The organism is Amycolatopsis sp. YIM 10, assembly GCF_009429145.1.
Lineage (GTDB): Bacteria > Actinomycetota > Actinomycetes > Mycobacteriales > Pseudonocardiaceae > Amycolatopsis.
Map to the genome: position 1 here is coordinate 6,423,799 of NZ_CP045480.1, position 18,185 is coordinate 6,441,983.

Below are 18,185 nucleotides of genomic sequence, written 5' to 3' on the forward strand. Positions count from 1 at the left end.
ATGACCACCTCCCGGCGCGAACGCAAGAAGGCGGCCACCCGGCAGGCGCTGGCCGACGCGGCACTCCGGCTGTTCCTCGAGCGCGGCTACGACAAGGTGACCGTCGCCCAGATCGCCGAAGCCGCGGACACCGCGGTGACCACGCTCTTCGCCCACTACCCCGGCGGCAAGGAGGCACTGGTCCTCGGCGACGGAGAGGAGCGCGCGGCGGCGCTGACCGCGGCGGTGCGCGAGCGCGCCGAAGGAGTGTCGATCCTGCGGGCGCTGCACGACTTCCTGGCCCGGCGGGGCCCGTTCGACCCCGACCCCGATCCGGCCTACCGCAGCCGGACCGAACTGGTCGTCGCCACGCCCGCGTTGCGTGCCTACGCGCGGAAGCTGTGGACCGGCAGCGAAAGCACGCTGGCGGCGGTCATCGCGGAGGAATCCGGCCGGGACCCCGGCGATCTGTCCGTGCGGGTGCTCGCGCGCTACGTGCTGGAGATCCCCGACCTGGCCAGCCTCGAACCCGATCCGCGAGCCGCGCTGCGCACCGCGTTCGCCCACCTGGAGCGCGGATGGCCGGAGTTCAGCCGAGCCGGGTGAGCAGTTCGGTGAGTGCCTGGCCGAGCGGGAGGTCGACGCGCACCGTCGAGTACTGGTCGCCGCGCGTCCGGCCGAGGTTGACGATGTGCACCGGCTTGCCCGCCTTGGCCGCGTACCGGACGAACCGCAGGCCGGACATGACCGTCAGCGAGGACCCCAGCACCACCAGCGCCGTGGCCGCGTCGACCATCCGGTAGCAGCGCTCCACCCGCGGTTTGGGCACGTTCTCGCCGAAGAAGACCACGTCCGGCTTGAGCACTCCGGTCGCGCAGTCCGCGCAGTCGACGAGCTGGAATCCGCGGACGTCTTCCTCGGCCAGCTCCACGTCGCCGTCCGGGTTGATCCGCGTGGCCTCGCCGCCGAATTCCGGGTTGGCCGCCCGTAGCCGCCGGTCCAGTTCCTCGCGCGGGCTGGTGCGGCGGCAGTCCAGGCAGATCACCCGGTCCAGGCTGCCGTGCAGTTCGACCACGTCCCGCGCGCCCGCGGCCTGGTGCAGCCCGTCGACGTTCTGCGTGATGATCCCGGAGAAGTGGCCGCGTTCCTGCAACTCGGCGACCGCGCGGTGGCCGTCGTTCGGGTGGGCGCGGGCGATGGTGCGCCAGCCGAGATGGCTGCGGGCCCAGTAGCGGCGCCGCCCCTCGACGCTGCCGGTGAACTCGTCGAAGGTCATCGGGGTGTGGCGGCGCAGGCTGCCGCCCGCGCCGCGGTAGTCGGGAATACCGGACTCGGTGGACAGCCCGGCTCCGCTCAGCACGAGCGCGCCACCGCGGGCCACGCACTCGGCGACCTCGTCCAAGCTGGTGGTGCGCGGCGGCGGTTCGCCGGTGAACGCCCAGCTCAGCGTCGGTCGGGTGCGCATGATCCCACTTTAGTACCGGTCGAGGACCGGGCGCGTTGCCGGCGAACCGGACGGGCCGAGCGTGCGGTCGTAGGCGCTCTGCCACCGGCCATCGTCCAGTGCGGCCTGGAGCAGATCGTTCACCTTGTCCCGCAACGGCTTGTCGTCCCGTGCCAGGCCGATGCCGTAGGCGACCTCGTCGAACGGCTCCCCGACCACCTTCAGCTCCGACGGCTCGGCGGCGGCGTAGCCCTTGAGAATGGCGTCGTCGGTGGTCACCGCGTCGACTTCACCGCTGGACAGCCGGTTCACGCAGTCGGCGTAGCTGGGCAGGCCGACCAAGTTCTCCGGTTCGGTCAGGCCCAGCTGCTCGATCCGCAGCAGTGGCGAGGACCCGACCACCGAGCAGACCTTCTTACCCCGCAGGGAATCCTTGCCGGTGATGGTGGTTGCGTCGCGGCGCACGAGCAGCGACTGGCCACTGGTGAGGTACGGACCGGCGAAACCCACCTGCTCCTTGCGCTTGTCGGTGATCGCGTACGTGCCGACGTAGAGGTCCACGGTCCCGTTGCCGAGCGCGATCTCGCGCTCGGCGGCGGCGACGTTCTGGTAGACGATCCGGTTGTCGTCGAGGCCGAGACCGGCCGCCACGATCCGCGCGATCTCGATGTCGAAGCCGGAGCGGGTGCCGTCGGCCGGGTTCTGCATGCCGAGCCCGGGCTGATCGCTCTTCACCCCGATGATCACCGTGCCACGGGCCTGGATCCGGTCCACCGTCGGCGATCCGTCGACCTCGACCACCGGCGCCGAGGACTGCGGCTTCGACGATTCCGAGGTCGGCGGGGTCTGCGCCTGGGACTGCTCACCACTGGTCTGCCACCAGATCACCCCGCCCGCGGCCAGCACGACGAACACCACCACACCGATGATCGCCAGCCGCATCCGGCGAGACGCCTTCGCGGGCGTCGCCACCGGAGGACCCGGCGGCGCACCCGGCTGGACCGGCTGTGCGACCGGCGGGCCGCCGAGCATCGCGATCGCCTGCGCGCCCGGCGGGCGTTCGGCCGGGTTCTTGCGCAGCAGCGCGGCGATCACCGGCCACAGCGACGGAACCTGCGGCAGCGGCACCGGTTCCCTGGTCAGCACCGCGGCCAGCGCGCCATGGAGGTCCTCACCGGTGAACGGCGACCGGCCGGAGACCGCGAAGTACAGCATCACGCCGAGGGACCACAGGTCGCTCGGCGGCCCGGCCGGGTGGCCGTTGACGCGTTCGGGCGCCATGAACTCCGGTGAGCCGATCAGGTTCCCGGTGCCGGTGAGCGCGGTGGCGCCGGACATCGCCGCGATGCCGAAGTCGGTGAGCACCGCCCGGTCGCCGTCGAGCAGGATGTTCGCCGGCTTGACGTCCCGGTGCACGATGCCCCGCGCGTGCGCGGCGGCCAGCGCCTGCGCGACCTGGCGGCCGATCGCCGCGGCCTGCCACTCGGGCAGCGGCCCGCGCTCGGCCACCAGCTGCGCCACCGACGGGCCCTCGACCAGCTCCATCACGATCCACGGGCGGTCGCGGTCGATCACCACGTCGTGCACGGTGATGATGCCGGGGTGCCGCAACTGCGCGGCCGCCATCGCCTCGCGCAGCATCCGGCGGTAGGCCGGATCCGGGTCGGCCGGGTCGAAAGCGCTGGTGTGCCGCAGTTCCTTCAGCGCGACCTCGCGGTCGAGCAGTTCGTCGTGAGCGCGCCAGACCACCCCCATACCGCCCTCGCCGAGGCTGCGGCCGAGACGGTAGCGGCCGGCCACCGAGAGGTCTTCTGGCATACCGGAGAACTTACCCGGAAGCGCCCATCACCAGGCCTTCGATGGTGTGTTTCTGCGTGATCGGCCGCAGGACGCCGACCACCGGGCAGTGCAGGTGCCGCTTCAGCGAGTCCGGCAGGGTTTCCCAGAAGTCCCGGGTCACCGCGGTGTCGTGGCGTTCGTCGTTCCCCGCGCCCGGCGCGTCGACGCCCAGTACCAGCACCGGCCGCGACTTCCGCGACGCGTTCGCCGTGCCCCGGTGGATGGTGAGCGCGGAGCGGATGGAGATGTCGCCCATCTTCGGGTACTTGCGGGTCGCCAGCGAGCGGTAGCGCGGATATTCGGTCTCGGGCGGGAACATGCCGTGCTCGAAGTCCTCGCCCGGTTCCCGGTGCGTGCCGGGCGCGATCTCGAACGGCCCCATGTCCGGCTCGGTGTCCACAGTGGTCACGTTGATGGCGAGCGAGGTGAGCCTGCCGGTGTCGCGGGTTTCCGCGGGCATCGGGAAGTCCCGGTGCCACGGCTGGTCGACCGCGCCGGCCAGCGGCACGTCGAAGCCGACCTCGACGATCTGGTAGTCCGGGCCGAGCACCGCCGCGCACACCGCGTCGATCCACGGGTGCGTGACCAGTTCGGTGAACCCGCGCAGCTGCTCGGGGTGGATCTCCACGTAGTAGCGGTTCGGGCCGCGGCCGACCGCCCCGCCCTCGCGGGCCAGCGCCTCGGTGAAGGCGGCGTCCACGTCCTCGCCCAGTCGCGCCACCCACTCGCGCTCGAACGCGCCGGGAAGACCGGCGATGCCGTCCCGCTCGATCCGGGCGGTGACGGCCGCCAGCTCAGCTTCGTCCATCGGGACCTCCTTCGGTGTGTCGCCCAGTTTGCAACGTGGCATGCAACGTTGCAAGAGGTAGTCTGGGCGTCCAGTAGTGTTTTTGAAGCGGCGGAGCCGCTTGCTGTGGGCCGTCAACCGGCACCGCGGCGGGTTCTCAGGCGCCTTCTCGCGAGGACAGCTTCACCCGTGGTGAATTGGTATTCATGAGGTGGAGCTCCCGGAGCGAGAAGACGCCTGAGAACCCGCCACCCGCACCGCCACGCAAAACACTTTCGAACACTGGTTGATCCGGGAGGTGGGATGGGCGCGAGCCTGCGGGAAGTGGCCGAGCACGCCGGCGTCTCGGTGCGCACGGTGTCCAACGTGGTCAACGGCTTCCGCTACGTCGCCGACGACACCAGGGCCCGTGTGCAGGCCAGCATCGACGAACTCGGTTACCGGCCCAACATGGCCGCGCGCTCGCTGCGGCGCGGCCGGACCGGGCTGGTGGCGCTGGTCATTCCCGAGGTCGACTCGCCGTACTTCGCCGAGCTGGCCGCCCGCACGGTGCGCATCGCCGAAGCACGCGGGCTGACCGTGCTGATCGACCAGACCGACGGTGACGCCGAGCGCGAGCGCCGGCTGCTGCACGGGCAGCGCTCGCAACTGGTCGACGGCGTGCTGTTCAACCCGTGGGCGGTCTCCCCCGAGGAACTGGCCGCGCGCACCGACCCCGTTCCGCTGGTGCTGCTCGGCGAGCACGACAGCACGGCGGCTTTCGACCACGTCGCCATCGACAACGTCGCCGCCGCCCACACCGCGACCGCGCACCTGCTCGCGTCCGGCCGCCGCCGGGTGGCCGCACTCGGGGTGCAGCCGCAGGTGGCGAACGCGACCGCCCGGCGCCGCCTGCGCGGGTACCGGGAAGCGCTGGCCGCCGCCGGACGCACTCCGGTGCCCGAACTGGAGGTGGCGGTCGAGACGCTGCACCGCGCCGACGGGCACCGCGCCATGCACGGCCTGCTCGACCTCGCCGAGCCGCCGGACGCGGTGTTCTGCTTCACCGACGAACTCGCGCTCGGCGCGTTGCGGGCGGCCGCCGATCGCGGTGTCGCGGTGCCGGAGGACCTCGCGCTCGTCGGCTTCGACGACATCGAGGACGGCCGGTTCAGCGTTCCCGCGCTGACCACGATCTCACCGGACAAGCACGCCATCGCCGAACTCGCGCTCGACTGCCTGACCGGCGAATCCCGTACCCCACGGGCGATCGTGGCTCCGCACGAACTGATCATCCGCGGCACCAGCTAGCGCAGGAATGGTGTCAACACCTCGAGCAGTTCGTCCGGCGCGTCGAGCGGGAGGATGTGGCCCGCATCGATCAGGTGGCCGGTGAGGTCACCGGCGAGGTCGCCGAGTTGCCGGTACAGCCGCTCCCCCACCACGTTTCCGCCGATCGCCAGCACCGGCATGGTGAGCTTTCCCGGCGGAAGCGGCAGCTGCCGGTGCCGGTAGTGCTCGAAGCCGCGGCGCAACGACTCCTCCCCGGTGTACGCCTCGACAAAAGCATCACGGATGTCCCGCGGCACAGCGCCTTCACGTTCGGTGCCGATGCCGAGGAAGTGGTCCACGTACTCGGCTTCGCGCCCGAGCAGCACTCGTTCGGCCAGGCCGGGCACCGCGTGGAAGCCGAACCACCACGGAGGCGCTTCGGCGGTCAGCAGCGCCTCCATCACCACGAGCCGGTCGACGCGCGCCGGTTCGGTCAGCGCGAGTGCGAGGGCCGCGTGCACCCCGGCGTCGAGCGCGACCACCGAGGCCGACTCCTCGCCGAGCGCGTCCAGCAGACCGGCGAGGTCGCGTGCGAGCGAGGCGGGTTCGTAGCCGTCCGGTTCGCGGCGGCTGCCGCCCTGACCACGCAGGTCGGGCGCGATCACCCGGTGTTCGGCCACCAGCGCGGGCAGCACCTTCGACCACACCCGCCAGGTGTGCGGCCACCCGTGCAGCACCAGCACCGCCGGGCCGGCGGTGCTGCCGACGGCCACGTTGAGTTCGGTCGTGCCGGTGTCCACCAGCTGCTCGGTGACCACGAGTCCACCTCCATGGGTTACCTTTGGTTACTTCGCAACCGTAGGTAACCCGTGTGGTGCCGCCAAGACGGCACTTTCCGCTCAGGAGGTGAGCCCGAGGTGACCCGTGGCGATCTGTTCGATCCCGCGTGCCCGACCAGGAGGCTGCTCGACCGCATCGGCTCGAAGTGGACCTCGATGGTGGTCAAGCTGCTCGCCGAGGCCGATCCGGCGGAGCTGCGGTTCTCCGAGCTGCAACGGCGGATGCCGGGGGTGTCGCAGAAGATGCTCTCGGTCACCCTGCGGGCGCTGGCCGAGGACGGGCTCGTCACCCGCCGCGTCGAGGGCGCCGTGCCCCCGCGAGTGCACTATGGACTGACCGAACTCGGGCGCTCGCTGGAGGTTCCGCTGGCCGCGCTGCGGGAGTGGGCCGAGGCGCACATGGCCGAAATCGACACGGCCGCCGGACGCGTGAGCTAGGGTCCCTGCCGTGGACTACGGATGGATCCTCCTGGCCGTTGTTGTCCTGCTGCTCGCGACCAGGATCGGCTTCACCGCGACCGACACCCGCTTCGACCGGCTCGACCGCCGCCTGACGCGCATCGAGCGCAAGCTCGACGCCGTGCTGGCCGACCAGGGCATCACGCTGCCCGAACCGGAACTGGACGAGGTGCGCGCCCTGCTCGACGAAGGCAAGAAGATCAAGGCGATCAAGGCCTACCGGGAACTGACGGGAGCGGGCCTGGTGGAGGCGAAGGAAGCGGTGGACCGGCTCTGAGCGCCGTCCGCCGTTCGATCGCGCTGACCACCGCCGCCATGTCCGTGTCGCCGAGGCCCCGCGCCTCGGTCTCCCGGAACAGGTCGAGGCAGACCTCCAGCAGCGGTGAGGCGATGCCCGCCGAGCGCGCGGCCGCGGCGATCAGCTCGTTGTTGTAGCGCACGTCGGAAATCGCCGCCTGCACGGTGAAATCGCGGTCGGCGAGCTTGCGCGCCTTCATCCGTGAGACCGCGCTCGCCATCGGCCCGGCGTCGAGCACGCCCAGCAGGGTGGCCAGGTCGACGCCCTGACGATCGGCGAAGTGCACCGCCTCGGCCAGCCCGGTGACCATGGTGATCAGGAACAGGTTGACCGAGAGCTTCATCAGCATGCCGTTCGGCGCGGCACCGCAGTCGACCACCTCGTGGCACATCGGCGCCAGCAGCGGGCACACGCGGGCCGTGGCCGCCGGGTCACCGGCGAGCATGCCCACCAGCTGCCCCGATTCGGCGGGCTTGCGCGAACCGGAGACCGGCGCCTCGGCATAGGCGCCACCGGCCGCGCGGACGTCGGCTTCGAGGCCGCGCGAGTACTCCGGTGACGTGGTGCCCATGTGCACCACCACGCGGTCCGCCACCATCGCGGCGAACTCCGGAGTGCCCCGCCGCAGCACCGCGTCGATGGCGTCGCCGTCGGTGAGCATCAGGAACACCACCTCGGCCCGGCGGAACACCGCGGCCGGGCTGTCGAGCACCTCCGCCCCGGCTTCGCGCACCGGCGCGGTACGCGCGGCCGTGCGGTTCCACACCACCAGCGGGGTGCCCGCGCGCGCCAGGTTGCGCGCCATCGGCTGCCCCATCACCCCGAGTCCGAGAAAACCCGTGTCCATGCCGACCTCCCTATGACAGGTGTCATACTATGACAGCTGTCATGAAGGGTGGGAAGTCATGGACGGACGGCCACCGCGCGAGCGCATGGTCTACAGCGCGGCGCAACTGGTGCGGACCCGAGGCGTGGCCGCGACGGGCGTGCGGGACGTGGTCGAGCACGCCGGCGCGCCCCGCGGTTCGTTCCAGCACTACTTCCCCGGCGGCAAGGACCAGCTCGTCGGGGAAGCGCTGCTGTGGTCGGCCGAATTCGCCGCACAGCACGCTTCCGCGTACGCGAAGGCGCGGAAACCCACGCCCGCCGGCTTGTTCGCGCACCTGGCCAAGCAGTGGAAGGACGAGTTCAACCGCCGGGGCTTCGAACGCGGCTGCCCGGTGATGGCCACCGCCGCCGACCTCGCGGGCGGCGATTCGGCGGTCGTCGAACCACTGCGCGCCGCGCTGGAACGCTGGGAGCTGGCGGTCGCCGAGCAACTGGAACGAATGGACCTGCCCAAGCGCAGGGCCCGCAGGCTGGCGACGCTGATGATCAGCACGCTGGAAGGCGCCATCATGGCGGCCCGCGTCCGCCGGGACGTCGCCCCGCTGACGACCGTGGTCACCGAACTGGCACCACTGCTGGAGAACGCCGGGTAGGAGTCGCCCACCCAGGCATGGCGCGGCCTGGTTCCCGCTCCGGCGACGGGCGAAGCTCGATCCCGTGATGGAAACAACGAACCCCTACATCGGCATGTGGGTCACCGCGGACAACCACATCCGCCAGCAACTGCTGCCCGACGGCCGCTACGACGAAGCACGCGGGCGGCGGGCCAATGCCTACACCGGCCGTTACCAGGTCAACGGCACGCACATCGACTACCAGGACGACACCGGCTTCACCGCCGACGGCGAGTTCGACGGCGACGTGCTGCACCACGGCGGGTACGTGTTCTACCGCGAAGGCAGTCTCGCGCACCGGGCCGCCATCGCGGGCCGTCCGTGAACTAGGCGGCCTTCGGCGTCGTGGTCTTGGCGTCGGCCCGGTTGAGCCAGCTGTCGAACAGATCCCGGTATCGGTTGGCCCGCGGTGAGGTGTCGTCGCGCGGGATGTGCTCGTAGAACTCGAACGGCCGGATGCTGCCCGACTCGGTCCACTGCAGGTAGGCCAGGAACAGGTCCCCGTTGCCGAGGCGGAACCCGTGCACCACCGGCAGGCAGGCGTAGGTGCGCAGTTCGAGCCTGATCCGCCGGTGCGCCAGCTCCTCGGCCTCTTCCTCGGCCAGCGCCCGGATCCGCTCCTGGCTGCGGGCCGCCTCGTCGCGCCAGTGGTCGGGCAGCTCACCGTTGCCTTCGACGAACGCCGGGTCCAGGCTGTACAGCGTGATCCGCCAGTGCGCCGGCGCGTCGTGCCCGGTCACCCAGGGCGCGAGCTGCGGCCAGGTGGTGTTCAGCGTCAGGCCGAGCACCTCCAGCGTGCGCTCGCGGCGGCGGCCGGTCCGCGAAAGCCGTTTCACCGCCTCGATCACGGCGCCGACGTCGTCGACCACCTGCGTGTCCTGGCGTGGCCCGAGTTCCGCGCGCATCGTGCGCACCTGACGGCCGAGCTGGTAGACCGCCACGATGGCCACTTCGAGCATGATCGCCACGATCGCGGTCAGCGCCTCCACGTTCAGCTTCAGCACGTACCGCTCGAGCACCATCCTGGTCGGCTCGATCGTGTTCAGCACCAGGTAGACCGCGGTGAGCAGGGCCAGGGTGGTGGTCACCACCTCCCAGATCCGGCGGACCCTGGTCGACAGCGTGCCCGATTCCCTGTCCTTCGCCCGGCGGCGCCCGCGCTTCACAGCGATCAACTTCGCAGGGCGACCGCACTCGGCGCAACCACCGTTCGCGCTACGTCACACCGGGCTCACCGCGAGTCGATCGAGCCGGTCGAGGCGTGCTTCGGCCATGGTGCCGGGATCGGCCTCCAACTCGCGGAGCTGGTCCAGCACCGCGCGCAGCACCGGCGTGGCCAGCCCCAGCCGGTCTGCCTCGGACAGCACGGTCGCGTAGTGCGTGGTGACCTCGACCCGGCGCCGGCGCACGGCCAGATCCCGCCAGATCCCGCTGCGGTTCTTGGGTTGCGTGCGCAGCCAGGCGGTCAGCCTGGCGGTGGCCGCCGCCCGGTCCGCCGGATCGGCGCCGCGTGCGAAAGCGTCCGGGGTGAACGCGTCGAACGCCTCCAACCGCACGCCTAGCGCCGCGGCCACATCGAACACCTCTTCACCGAGCGCGCGGATGGTCGACGGGTGGCGGTCGATCAGGTCGGCCATCGCCTCGTCGGCCAGTGCGGTCGCGGCGAGCATCGCGCCGAAACCCGCCTTGGCCCACAGGAAGCCCTCGACGTTGTCACTGGCCTGCGCCGGACCCCACGCGCGCAGGTCCGCCACCAGTGACGACACCCGCGCGGATACCGGCTGCCCGCCCGGTTCGCCGATCACCAGCGCCCCGGCGCCACCGTCGGCGATGACACCGGGTTCGAGGCGGTCGGCGAAGATGTTGACAAACGCGGCGACGGTCCGCGGCCAGCCGATCCGCTCCGCCAGCACCGGCTCGTTGAACCCGTTCTGCACGGACACCACGTAACCGTCGTCGGCCAGCCTCGGCGCGATCCAGTCGGCGGCGCTCTCGGTCGCCTGCGCCTTCACCGCGAGCAGCACCCGCTCCAGCCGTCCGCCGAACTCCGGTGGTGTGACGGCCTCGACCGCGACCCGGTCCCTGGTCCCACCGCGTTCGATGGTCAGGCCGCCGTCGCGGATCGCCGCCACGTGCTCGGCGTCGTTGTCCACCACGGTGACCGGGTGCCCGGCCTTGGCCAGGTGGAAGGCGAGGGTGCCGCCGATGGCACCACCGCCGACCACCGCGTACGAGCCGCGGGTCATCCTGTCTGTCCTTTCTGGACGGTTTCGGGTGGCCAGAGCCGGGGCAGGTGCGCGGCGCCGGCACTGGAACCGCCGTCCACCCGCAACACCTCCCCGGTGATCCACGAGGCGTCCGCACCGGCGATCCAGCGGACCGCGCGGGCGATGTCGGCGGGCGTGCCGGGACGGCCGAGCGGATTGCCCGACACCGCCGCCGCGTAGTCCGGCGCCACCGGGTTCCGGTCGCTGTCGACGGCCACGAACCCGGGGCTCACCGCGTTGACGCGGATGCCGAGCGGCCCGAGTTCGAGCGCGGCCGCCCTGGTGGCCATCTCCAGCGCCGCCTTCGTACTGGCGTACGGGCCGCCACCGGGGCGGGCCCGCAGCGCGGCGCCGGACGAAATGTTCACCACCGACCCACCGCGATCCCCGGCCCGGCGCGCGAAGGCAGCCGTGGCCAGCACCGGCGCGCGGAGGTTGAGCGCGAACAGCGCGTCCCACGCGGCGGCGTCCACGTCGATCATGTCCAGCGAGGGGTACCGGCCCGCCGCGTTCACCAGTACGTCGACCGGTCCGTGGTGCTGCCACGCCCGCTCGACCACGTCTTCCGGTGCGCCCGGCTCGGTCAGGTCGGCGGTGATCGCGAAGCCCAGCGACGCCGGGATCAGCGAGCCGTCCAGATCGGCCAGGCTGAGCGTGGCGCCGGTGAACTCCTCGGCGATCGCCCGCCCGATCCCCCTGGCCGCGCCGGTGACCAGCACGTGCATCAGTCGAACTCCTTGTCCTTGGTCTCCGGCATGGTCAGGTAGACCACCAGCGAGATCAGCGCCGAACCGGAGACGTAGAGCCAGAGCAGGTCGCGCTGGCCGATGTCGTTGAGCCAGGTGGTCACGTACGGCGCGGTGCCGCCGAACAACGCCACGGCCAGCGCGTACGGCAGCGCGATGCCGGTGGCCCGCACCTCCGGCGGGAACTGCTCGGCCATGATCACCGCGCAGTTGGCCGAATACCCGAGCAGGAACAGCATCCCGGTCAGCTGCACCAGGAACACGCTGAGAAAGCTGTTGTCCAGCAGGTGCAGCATCGGCCACGACAGCAGCACGAAACCACCGGCGAACACCCCGAGCGTCGGCTTGCGGCCGAGCTTGTCCGAGACCAGCCCGGCGAACGGCAGCAGCACCACGAAGACCACCAGGCACAGGGTCTGCGAGAGCAGTGCCTGCGACAGCGGGATGCCGGTGGTGATGTTGGCGTAGGTGGGCAGGTAGTTGACCCAGATGTAGTAGGTCAGCGTGCCCGCGATGGTGATGCCGGCGACCCGCAGCGCGGCCCCCGGGTGCTCCTTGACCATCGCCTTGAGCGGATTGACCTTGCGGCTCGCCGCGGTTCTGGCGAAGGACTCGGTTTCCTCCACCGAGATCCGCAGCCACAGCCCGATCAGGCCGAGCAGCCCGCCGAGCACGAAGGCCACCCGCCAGCCCCAGTCGTGCAGCGCCCGCTCGTCCAAAGTGGACGTGGCAATGGTGCCGAGCAGCGAGGCGATCAGCACTCCGCCACCGACCGACACCTGCTGCCACGAACCGGCGAAGGCCCGGCGCCCCCGCGCCGCCGACTCGACCAGGAAGGCCGACGAGCTACCGAACTCACCACCCGCCGAGAAGCCCTGCAACAGCCGGGCGAGGAGCAGGATCACCGGTGCCAGCACGCCGATCGTGCCGTAGCTCGGGGTCAGCGCGATGACGAAGGACGCGCCCGCCATCAGCCCGACGGTCAGCGTGAGGCCCTTCTTGCGGCCGTGCCGGTCGGCGTAGGCACCGAGCACCGCCGCGCCGATCGGGCGCATCACGAAGCCGACGGCGAACACGGCCAAGGTGGACAGCAGCGCCACCGTCTCGTCGCCGCCGGGGAAGAACTCCACCGCGATGATCTTGGCGAAGATCGAGTACAGCGCCCAGTCCACCCATTCGACCGTGTTGCCGATGGTTCCGGCGACGATCGCCTTGCGCTGCCTGGCATTCAGTTTCGTGCCGCTGGTGTCCACTGTGGTCACGGCGTGCCTCCCGGGATGTCGCGCACGGCGGCGGCGAGGTCGGCGTGCGTGGTGAACCAGACGTCGCGATGGGCGCGGATGTGGTCGATCAGCTCGCGCAGCACGACCAGGCGGGAACGGTGGCCGATCACGTGCGGGTGCATCGTCAGCTGGAACACCCCGCCCGCGCGGTAGGCCGCGTCGAACTCGTCGGTCCAGATCTCCAGCACGTCGCGCGGCCGGGTGTAGGGCCGCACCGAGCCGTAGCGGTCCATGGTGAAGTACGGCGCGTCGTCCCTGATCCAGTCGACCGGGATCTCCACCAGGCCGGTCGGCTCACCTCGGGCGATGATCTCGTACGGCTCGTCGTCGGCCATCAGCGAGGAGTCGTAGGCAAAACCCAGCTCCCTGATGATGTCCAAAGTGGACGAGGAGAAGTCCCACGACGGTGTGCGGATGCCGACCGGTCGCGTGCCGGTCAGCTCGGCGAGGGTGTCCAGCGAACGGCGGACCAGCTCGCGTTCGTCCGCTTCGGACAGCAGCGTGTTGCGCTCGTGGATCCAGCCGTGCACGCCGATTTCGTGCGGACCGCTCGCGTAGTCCTTCGCCTCGGCCGGGTGCAGCAGCGCCGATACCGCGGGCATGAAGAAGGTGGCCGGGAGGCCGTGCTCGGCGAGCAGCTCCAGCACGCGCCCGGCGCCGACCCGCGCGCCGTACTCGCCCTGCGCGAGCCTGCCGGGGCTGGTTTCCCCGTCCCGCAACGGAATCGTCTCGTGATCGGAGTCGAAGGACAGCGCGACCGCGACGCGGGCGCCGCCGGGCCACGCCGCCGGGACGAGCCGCCGTCCGGCGCGCACCGCGTCGACGTGACCGCGCCAGGTCTGCTCCGGCCACTGCCATGGCTGGGGGTCCATACTTCCTCCGTGGGGATCAGTGCTGGGGTCGGTGTCGGGGTCACCGGGAACGGTCGACCCTGGTCCACGCGCGCTTGAGCGTGGCAAGGTGGAGGGTGACGTCGGAGGCGGTCAGGCCGGGCAGCCTGCCGATCACCTCGTCGGTGTAGCGGAACAGGTCGGCGGTGCTCGGCAGCACCATCTGGCCGACCAGGTTGAAGCGGCCGGTGGACGCGGCCAGGAACTTGGTGCCGGGATGCCGCGCCAGGCAGCGGCCCGCCTCGTTGAGCTTGCCGGGGTGGATCGACAGCCAGAGCATGAACTCCACCGCGTAGCCGAGCAGTCCCGGTTCGACCAGCGTGCGGAACTGGAGGCTGCCGGTGGCCACCAGCCGCTCCAGCGCCCTGGCCGCACTGGACTCGCTGCGCCCCAGTCGCCGGGCGATGGTGCTGACCGGGAGCCTGCCGTCGGCGGCCAGTTCCTCGGCGACCGCGCGTTCCAGCTCGCTCGGCCGCCGCGGCGGGGTGTTCCAGTCGTCGCGCTCGTACGGCGGCAGGTGCCCGGGTCGCAGGTCCTCGGCGGCTTCGGGCGGCAGCAGGCCGGTGTCCCACATCGGCGCGGTGGTGAAGGTGCGGATCACCGCGACGCTGTCGGTACCGGTGATCAGGCCGGCCCCCGGCAGGTCGGTGAACAGCAACCGGAGCAGTTCGTCGTTGTCGTGTGCGACGAAGTCGACGATCAGGTCGGCCGAGCCGGTGACCACGGCGAGGAACCGCGCCTCTGGACGGGCGGCCAGCTGCTCGGCCAGTTCCCAGCCCTTGCCCGGCCTGGCCTGCACACGCACCAGCATCGAGGACCCGGCCGCGGTGCGGTCCAGGTCGATCACGCCGACCACGTGCACCAGCCCGCGTTCGTGCAACGCGGCGAACCGGCGCTGCACGGTGGTCTCACTGGCCCCGGCCCAGCGCGCGATCGCACTCCACGGCGCCCGGCCGTTGAGCTGGAGCGCGCCGATGATGCGCCGGTCCAGTTCGTCGATCACCATGCGGGCAGACGGTAGGTACCGAGTTCGGGCCCGTCAACGCGGGAATCCTGCACCCTACCTGGTCAGCACGGTGGTTTCAGGCTCATCCAGCCCCACGTGCGCGGGAAAACCCCGCTGCCGGATCCCGTCAGTAACATCTCGAGATCGATGGCGAGATGATTGCCGGGCCGTATCGTATCGCTTATCGTATATGAAATTCCGGTCCTCCCGATGTCGTGAGGTGACGCCGTGTCCCCCACCGCCGACCCGACCACCACCGTGGTCGCCCGCGATTTCACCGACTTCCGCGCGGCGGTCTCGCAGTCGTTCGTCCCGTTGCGGGTGACCAGCGACCACAGCGACCAGTTCCGCGGGCGCATCCGCTCCTGCGGCGCCGACGACGTGCGGTTGTCCGAGGTGACCGCCTCGGCGCACGTGGTCGAGCGCACCCCGGAGCTGATCGCCATGGCCGACCGGCACTACTACAAGCTGAGCCTGATCCTGGCCGGGACCGGGCTGCTGGTGCAGGACGACCGGCAGGCTCTGCTGCGTCCCGGTGACGTCGCGCTCTACGACACGCACCGCCCGTACTCGCTGGTGTTCGAAGAGGACTTCCGCACGCTGGTGGTGATGTTCCCGCAGCGGCTGATCGATCTGCCCCGCGACCTGGTCGGCCAGCTCACCGCGGTCCGCATGTCCGGCAAGCGGGGCATGGGCAACGTGGTGGTGCCGTTCCTCGCCCAGCTCGGCACCAATCTCGACCAGCTCGGCGGACCGGCCGGGGTCCGGCTCGCGCACACCGCGGTGGACCTGCTCGCCACCCTGTTCGCCACCGAACTGGATCTCGCGCGCGCCACCGCCGGGCCGCACCACGAGCTGATGCGCCGGGTGCTCGCCTACATCGACGCGAACCTGTCCTCCACCGATCTCGGCCCGGCGCAGATCGCCGCCGAGCACTACATCTCCACCCGGCACCTGCACGGCTTGTTCCACGAGCAGGGCACCACGGTCTCCGGCTGGATCCGCACCCGGCGCCTGGAGCACTGCCGACGCGAACTGCTCGATCCCGTGCACGCCGCGCGTCCGGTCGCGGCCATCGCGGCCAAATGGGGCTTTGTCGACGCGCCGCACTTCAGTCGCGTGTTCAAGACCGAGTTCGGCTGCTCGCCGAGTGAACTACGACGCGGCTTGACCGTGAGCGACCGGTTCTTGCCGCCCAGCGCGTGACCGCTGGCCCTGGCCGGGCCGGCGACTCGACGATGACCGCATGCCCGGAACGCCAGAGGAACAGTGGCGCACCTATGACGAGTTCGCCGCCGGAATAGCCACCTACCGCCTGCCGGACGCGGACCTGTCCGGCCGCGAGCTGACCGTCGCGCTCGACGACGGCACCACGCTCGCGCTGCGGTTCGACGACGCGGAAACGGCCACCTGCAACGGGATCAAGGACCCGTACGACGCGGTGGCCGTGCGCGAAGACGTCTTCTTCGTGAATTTCCCGCGCACCAGCGTGGAAGGTGAAGCGCTCACCGTCGTCTTCTCCACGACCACGCATCGCGCGCTGGCCGTGCGGTCGGTCATCGGGGCCGAGGACGTCGAAGGAGTTCCCCGGGTTTCGCAGACGTTCTTCTCGGCCACCACCGACGCGGGACCGCCGTCCGGTGAAGCACCCGGGCCGTCGCGGGACCTGATCGGCAAGCGCAACCTCTACCGGTACAGCCCGGATCACCTGTACGAGCACGTGTACGTGTCCTCGCAACGCTACGCCTGGCAGTGCCTCGAAGGCGTGCAGCGCGGCCACGGCGACATGGACCTGTCGACGGTGTGGAAGTTCTCCGACGGGCTCTACCTGTTCTGCTTCCGCGAGTTCCGGATCGCGGTGGCCAGCGTGTGGCTGCACGACCTCGGTTACGGCCTGCGGACCACCGGCGTCTTCCTCGGCCTGACCGGTGACGGCCGGTCCGAGCACTCGCGGGCCGGCGGGCACATCTACCCGCTCGGCACCGTCGCCTATCCCGACGCGCAACCGGTTTGAAGGAGCTTGAATGTCCAATGTAGACATCATCGCGGCGCACTACGACGCCAGCGACCAAGGCGACCTGGCCGGCATGCTGGCCCCGCTCGGCCCGGAGACCACCTGGACCGAGGCCGCCGGTTTCCCCTACGCCGGAACGTATGTCGGCCCTGAGGAAGTCCGGGAGAACGTCTTCGACGCGATCGCGCGGGACTGGGACGACTACGCCTTCACCCTCACCGAACTGCTCGACGCGGGTGACGCGGTGGTCGGACTCGGTTCGTACCAAGGAAAGCACCGGGTGACCGGGCGCTCGTTCACCGCCCGCGTCGCGCACGTGTGGAAGTTCGACGGCGGCAAGCTCACGAGCTTCGAGCAGATCGTCGACTCCGCCCCGGTGGTCCGCGCGGCCGGGGAGCGGTGATGCGGCGCCTGGGTGCGGTGGCGGCCGTGGTCCTGCTGACCGCCACGGGCTGCGCGGGCGCGGAAAGTGGTTCCGGCGGGCCGATCGTGGTCGGTTCGGTCAACGCGCTCAGTGGTGCGGCCACCTTTCCCGAGGCCTCGCAGGCGGCGAAGGCGGTGTTCGACGCGGCCAACGCCAGTGGCGGGGTGAACGGCAGGCAGATCGAATACAAGGCGCTCGACGACAAGGGTGATCCGGCGGCGGCCGCGGCGGCCGCACGCGAGATCGTCGGCGGTGACGAGGCGGTGGCGCTGGTCGGTTCCTCCAGCCTGATCGAGTGCGAGATCAACGCCGAGTACTACGAGCAGCAGAAGATCCTGTCCATGTCCGGCATCGGCGTGGATCCGGCGTGCTTCTCCAGTCCCAACATCGCGCCGGTCAACGTGGGACCGTACCACGACATGACGCTGAGCCTGCTCTACGGCTCCGAGGAACTGGGGCTGACCGACATCTGCGCGCTGCTGGAGATCGCGGGCAACACGCTGCCGTCCTACCAGGCGGCGATCGACGAATGGTCGGCGATCACCGGCAAGAAGCTCAAGTACCTCGACGCCACCGTGCCCTACGGCGGTTCCGACTACACCTCCTACATCGTCAAGGCGCGCAACGCGGGCTGCAAGGCGATCACGGTGAACCCGGTCGAGCCGGATTCGATCGGGCAGCTCAAGGCCGCGCAGGCGCAGGGCTGGACCGACGTCACCTGGCTGTTGCTGACCAGCGTCTACAGCGAGAACTACGCCAAGGCCATCTCCAACGCCGGTGCCGGGGTGTACGTGCCCGCCGAGTTCTACCCGTTCACCGACGCCGGAAGCCCGCAGAACAAGGACTGGCGCGAACTGATGACCAAGAACGGGATCCCGCTGACCTCGTTCAGCCAGGGCGGTTACCTGGCGGCGAAGTACTTCCTCGACGTGGTCCGCGGCATCAGCGGCGACGTCACCCGCGAGTCGGTGACCAAGGCGCTGCGCGAGATGCGGCCGATCAGCGATCCGATGGTCGGCACGCCATACGTGTTCGGACCGGGCGAAACCCACCACGGCAACACCGCGGGCTGGCCGATCAAGCTCAGCTCCGGCACCAACCGCTGGGAACTGGCAGCCGACGACTGGCTGCGCATCCCCGCGCGAAACTAGGAGGCT

General features: G+C 70.6%; 21 protein-coding genes. 10 read left to right on the forward strand and 11 right to left on the reverse strand.

Annotation, left to right across the window (positions count from 1 at the left end; translation table 11 throughout):
• A complete protein-coding gene (locus YIM_RS30315; protein ID WP_153033586.1) occupies positions 1-585 on the forward strand; it encodes a TetR/AcrR family transcriptional regulator in 585 nt (194 codons plus the stop codon).
• On the opposite strand, the gene YIM_RS30320 is transcribed toward YIM_RS30315, so the two are convergent.
• The 3 genes from YIM_RS30320 to YIM_RS30330 are packed head-to-tail and all read right to left on the reverse strand — an operon-like array spanning position 569 to position 4,070.
• Entirely contained in the window at positions 569-1,444 is an 876-nt protein-coding gene (locus tag YIM_RS30320) for an NAD-dependent protein deacetylase (RefSeq protein ID WP_153033587.1), read from the reverse strand. The genes YIM_RS30315 and YIM_RS30320 overlap by 17 nt on opposite strands.
• Positions 1,445-1,453: 9 nt before the next feature.
• Positions 1,454-3,241: a bifunctional serine/threonine-protein kinase/glutamate ABC transporter substrate-binding protein gene (locus YIM_RS30325; RefSeq protein ID WP_153033588.1), complete on the reverse strand. Its 1,788-nt coding sequence runs from the start codon at positions 3,239-3,241 to the stop codon at positions 1,454-1,456.
• Between the two features lie 10 nt (positions 3,242-3,251).
• Positions 3,252-4,070 carry a phytanoyl-CoA dioxygenase family protein gene (locus tag YIM_RS30330; RefSeq protein WP_228004102.1) on the reverse strand — a complete coding sequence of 273 codons (819 nt, stop codon included), beginning with the start codon at positions 4,068-4,070 and terminating at the stop codon, positions 3,252-3,254.
• Between the two features lie 282 nt (positions 4,071-4,352).
• Between YIM_RS30330 and YIM_RS30335 the strand changes: the two genes are divergently transcribed.
• Positions 4,353-5,339 carry a LacI family DNA-binding transcriptional regulator gene (locus tag YIM_RS30335; RefSeq protein WP_153033590.1) on the forward strand — a complete coding sequence of 329 codons (987 nt, stop codon included), beginning with the start codon at positions 4,353-4,355 and terminating at the stop codon, positions 5,337-5,339.
• Here the strand turns inward: YIM_RS30335 and YIM_RS30340 are convergent.
• Positions 5,336-6,118: an alpha/beta fold hydrolase gene (locus YIM_RS30340; protein ID WP_228004103.1), complete on the reverse strand. Its 783-nt coding sequence runs from the start codon at positions 6,116-6,118 to the stop codon at positions 5,336-5,338. The genes YIM_RS30335 and YIM_RS30340 overlap by 4 nt on opposite strands.
• Before the next feature lie 99 nt (positions 6,119-6,217).
• Between YIM_RS30340 and YIM_RS30345 the strand changes: the two genes are divergently transcribed.
• Together YIM_RS30345 and YIM_RS30350 are read left to right on the forward strand one after the other, a co-directional pair.
• A complete protein-coding gene (locus tag YIM_RS30345) occupies positions 6,218-6,577 on the forward strand; it encodes a helix-turn-helix domain-containing protein (RefSeq protein ID WP_153033591.1) in 360 nt (119 codons plus the stop codon).
• Positions 6,578-6,587: 10 nt separating this feature from the next.
• Entirely contained in the window at positions 6,588-6,875 is a 288-nt protein-coding gene (locus YIM_RS30350; RefSeq protein ID WP_153033592.1) for a ribosomal protein L7/L12, read from the forward strand.
• Here YIM_RS30350 and YIM_RS30355 read toward each other — a convergent pair.
• The gene (locus YIM_RS30355) at positions 6,808-7,743 is read right to left on the reverse strand and encodes an NAD(P)-dependent oxidoreductase (protein WP_153033593.1); all 936 of its coding nucleotides are present in this window, start codon (positions 7,741-7,743) and stop codon (positions 6,808-6,810) included. The two genes, YIM_RS30350 and YIM_RS30355, sit on opposite strands and share 68 nt — an antisense overlap.
• A gap of 58 nt (positions 7,744-7,801) precedes the next feature.
• Between YIM_RS30355 and YIM_RS30360 the strand changes: the two genes are divergently transcribed.
• Both YIM_RS30360 and YIM_RS30365 read left to right on the forward strand, forming a co-directional pair.
• A complete protein-coding gene (locus YIM_RS30360) occupies positions 7,802-8,377 on the forward strand; it encodes a TetR/AcrR family transcriptional regulator (protein WP_153033594.1) in 576 nt (191 codons plus the stop codon).
• Between the two features lie 67 nt (positions 8,378-8,444).
• Complete coding sequence (locus YIM_RS30365) at positions 8,445-8,723, forward strand: Atu4866 domain-containing protein (protein WP_153033595.1); 279 nt, start codon at positions 8,445-8,447, stop codon at positions 8,721-8,723.
• Between the two features lies 1 nt (position 8,724).
• Here YIM_RS30365 and YIM_RS30370 read toward each other — a convergent pair whose 3' ends face one another.
• Genes YIM_RS30370 through YIM_RS30395 form a run of 6 tightly spaced genes read right to left on the reverse strand, consistent with a single transcriptional unit; the run spans position 8,725 to position 14,590 of the window.
• Entirely contained in the window at positions 8,725-9,564 is an 840-nt protein-coding gene (locus YIM_RS30370) for a hypothetical protein (protein WP_194240347.1), read from the reverse strand.
• A 54-nt stretch (positions 9,565-9,618) separates the two neighbouring features.
• Positions 9,619-10,644, reverse strand: coding sequence for a ketopantoate reductase family protein (locus YIM_RS30375; RefSeq protein WP_153033597.1), 1,026 nt, complete (start codon positions 10,642-10,644; stop codon positions 9,619-9,621).
• Positions 10,641-11,390, reverse strand: coding sequence for an SDR family NAD(P)-dependent oxidoreductase (locus tag YIM_RS30380; RefSeq protein ID WP_228004104.1), 750 nt, complete (start codon positions 11,388-11,390; stop codon positions 10,641-10,643). Before YIM_RS30380 ends, YIM_RS30375 begins: the two co-directional genes overlap by 4 nt.
• Positions 11,390-12,673, reverse strand: coding sequence for an MFS transporter (locus YIM_RS30385; protein ID WP_153033598.1), 1,284 nt, complete (start codon positions 12,671-12,673; stop codon positions 11,390-11,392). The genes YIM_RS30380 and YIM_RS30385 overlap by 1 nt, the downstream gene beginning before the upstream one ends.
• The gene (locus tag YIM_RS30390; protein WP_153033599.1) at positions 12,670-13,566 is read right to left on the reverse strand and encodes a polysaccharide deacetylase; all 897 of its coding nucleotides are present in this window, start codon (positions 13,564-13,566) and stop codon (positions 12,670-12,672) included. The genes YIM_RS30385 and YIM_RS30390 overlap by 4 nt, the downstream gene beginning before the upstream one ends.
• A 40-nt stretch (positions 13,567-13,606) precedes the next feature.
• Positions 13,607-14,590, reverse strand: coding sequence for an Lrp/AsnC family transcriptional regulator (locus YIM_RS30395; protein WP_228004105.1), 984 nt, complete (start codon positions 14,588-14,590; stop codon positions 13,607-13,609).
• Between the two features lie 228 nt (positions 14,591-14,818).
• On the opposite strand from YIM_RS30395, the gene YIM_RS30400 reads away from it, so the two are divergent.
• The 4 genes from YIM_RS30400 to YIM_RS30415 are packed head-to-tail and all read left to right on the forward strand — an operon-like array spanning position 14,819 to position 18,179.
• The gene (locus YIM_RS30400; protein ID WP_153033600.1) at positions 14,819-15,796 is read left to right on the forward strand and encodes a helix-turn-helix domain-containing protein; all 978 of its coding nucleotides are present in this window, start codon (positions 14,819-14,821) and stop codon (positions 15,794-15,796) included.
• A gap of 40 nt (positions 15,797-15,836) precedes the next feature.
• Positions 15,837-16,604, forward strand: a complete 768-nt coding sequence (locus YIM_RS30405) for a MoaF C-terminal domain-containing protein (protein WP_153033601.1) — start codon at positions 15,837-15,839, stop codon at positions 16,602-16,604.
• A gap of 10 nt (positions 16,605-16,614) precedes the next feature.
• A complete protein-coding gene (locus YIM_RS30410) occupies positions 16,615-17,007 on the forward strand; it encodes a nuclear transport factor 2 family protein (RefSeq protein WP_153033602.1) in 393 nt (130 codons plus the stop codon).
• Complete coding sequence (locus tag YIM_RS30415) at positions 17,007-18,179, forward strand: ABC transporter substrate-binding protein (RefSeq protein ID WP_153033603.1); 1,173 nt, start codon at positions 17,007-17,009, stop codon at positions 18,177-18,179. Before YIM_RS30410 ends, YIM_RS30415 begins: the two co-directional genes overlap by 1 nt.
• Positions 18,180-18,185 lie beyond the last annotated feature (6 nt).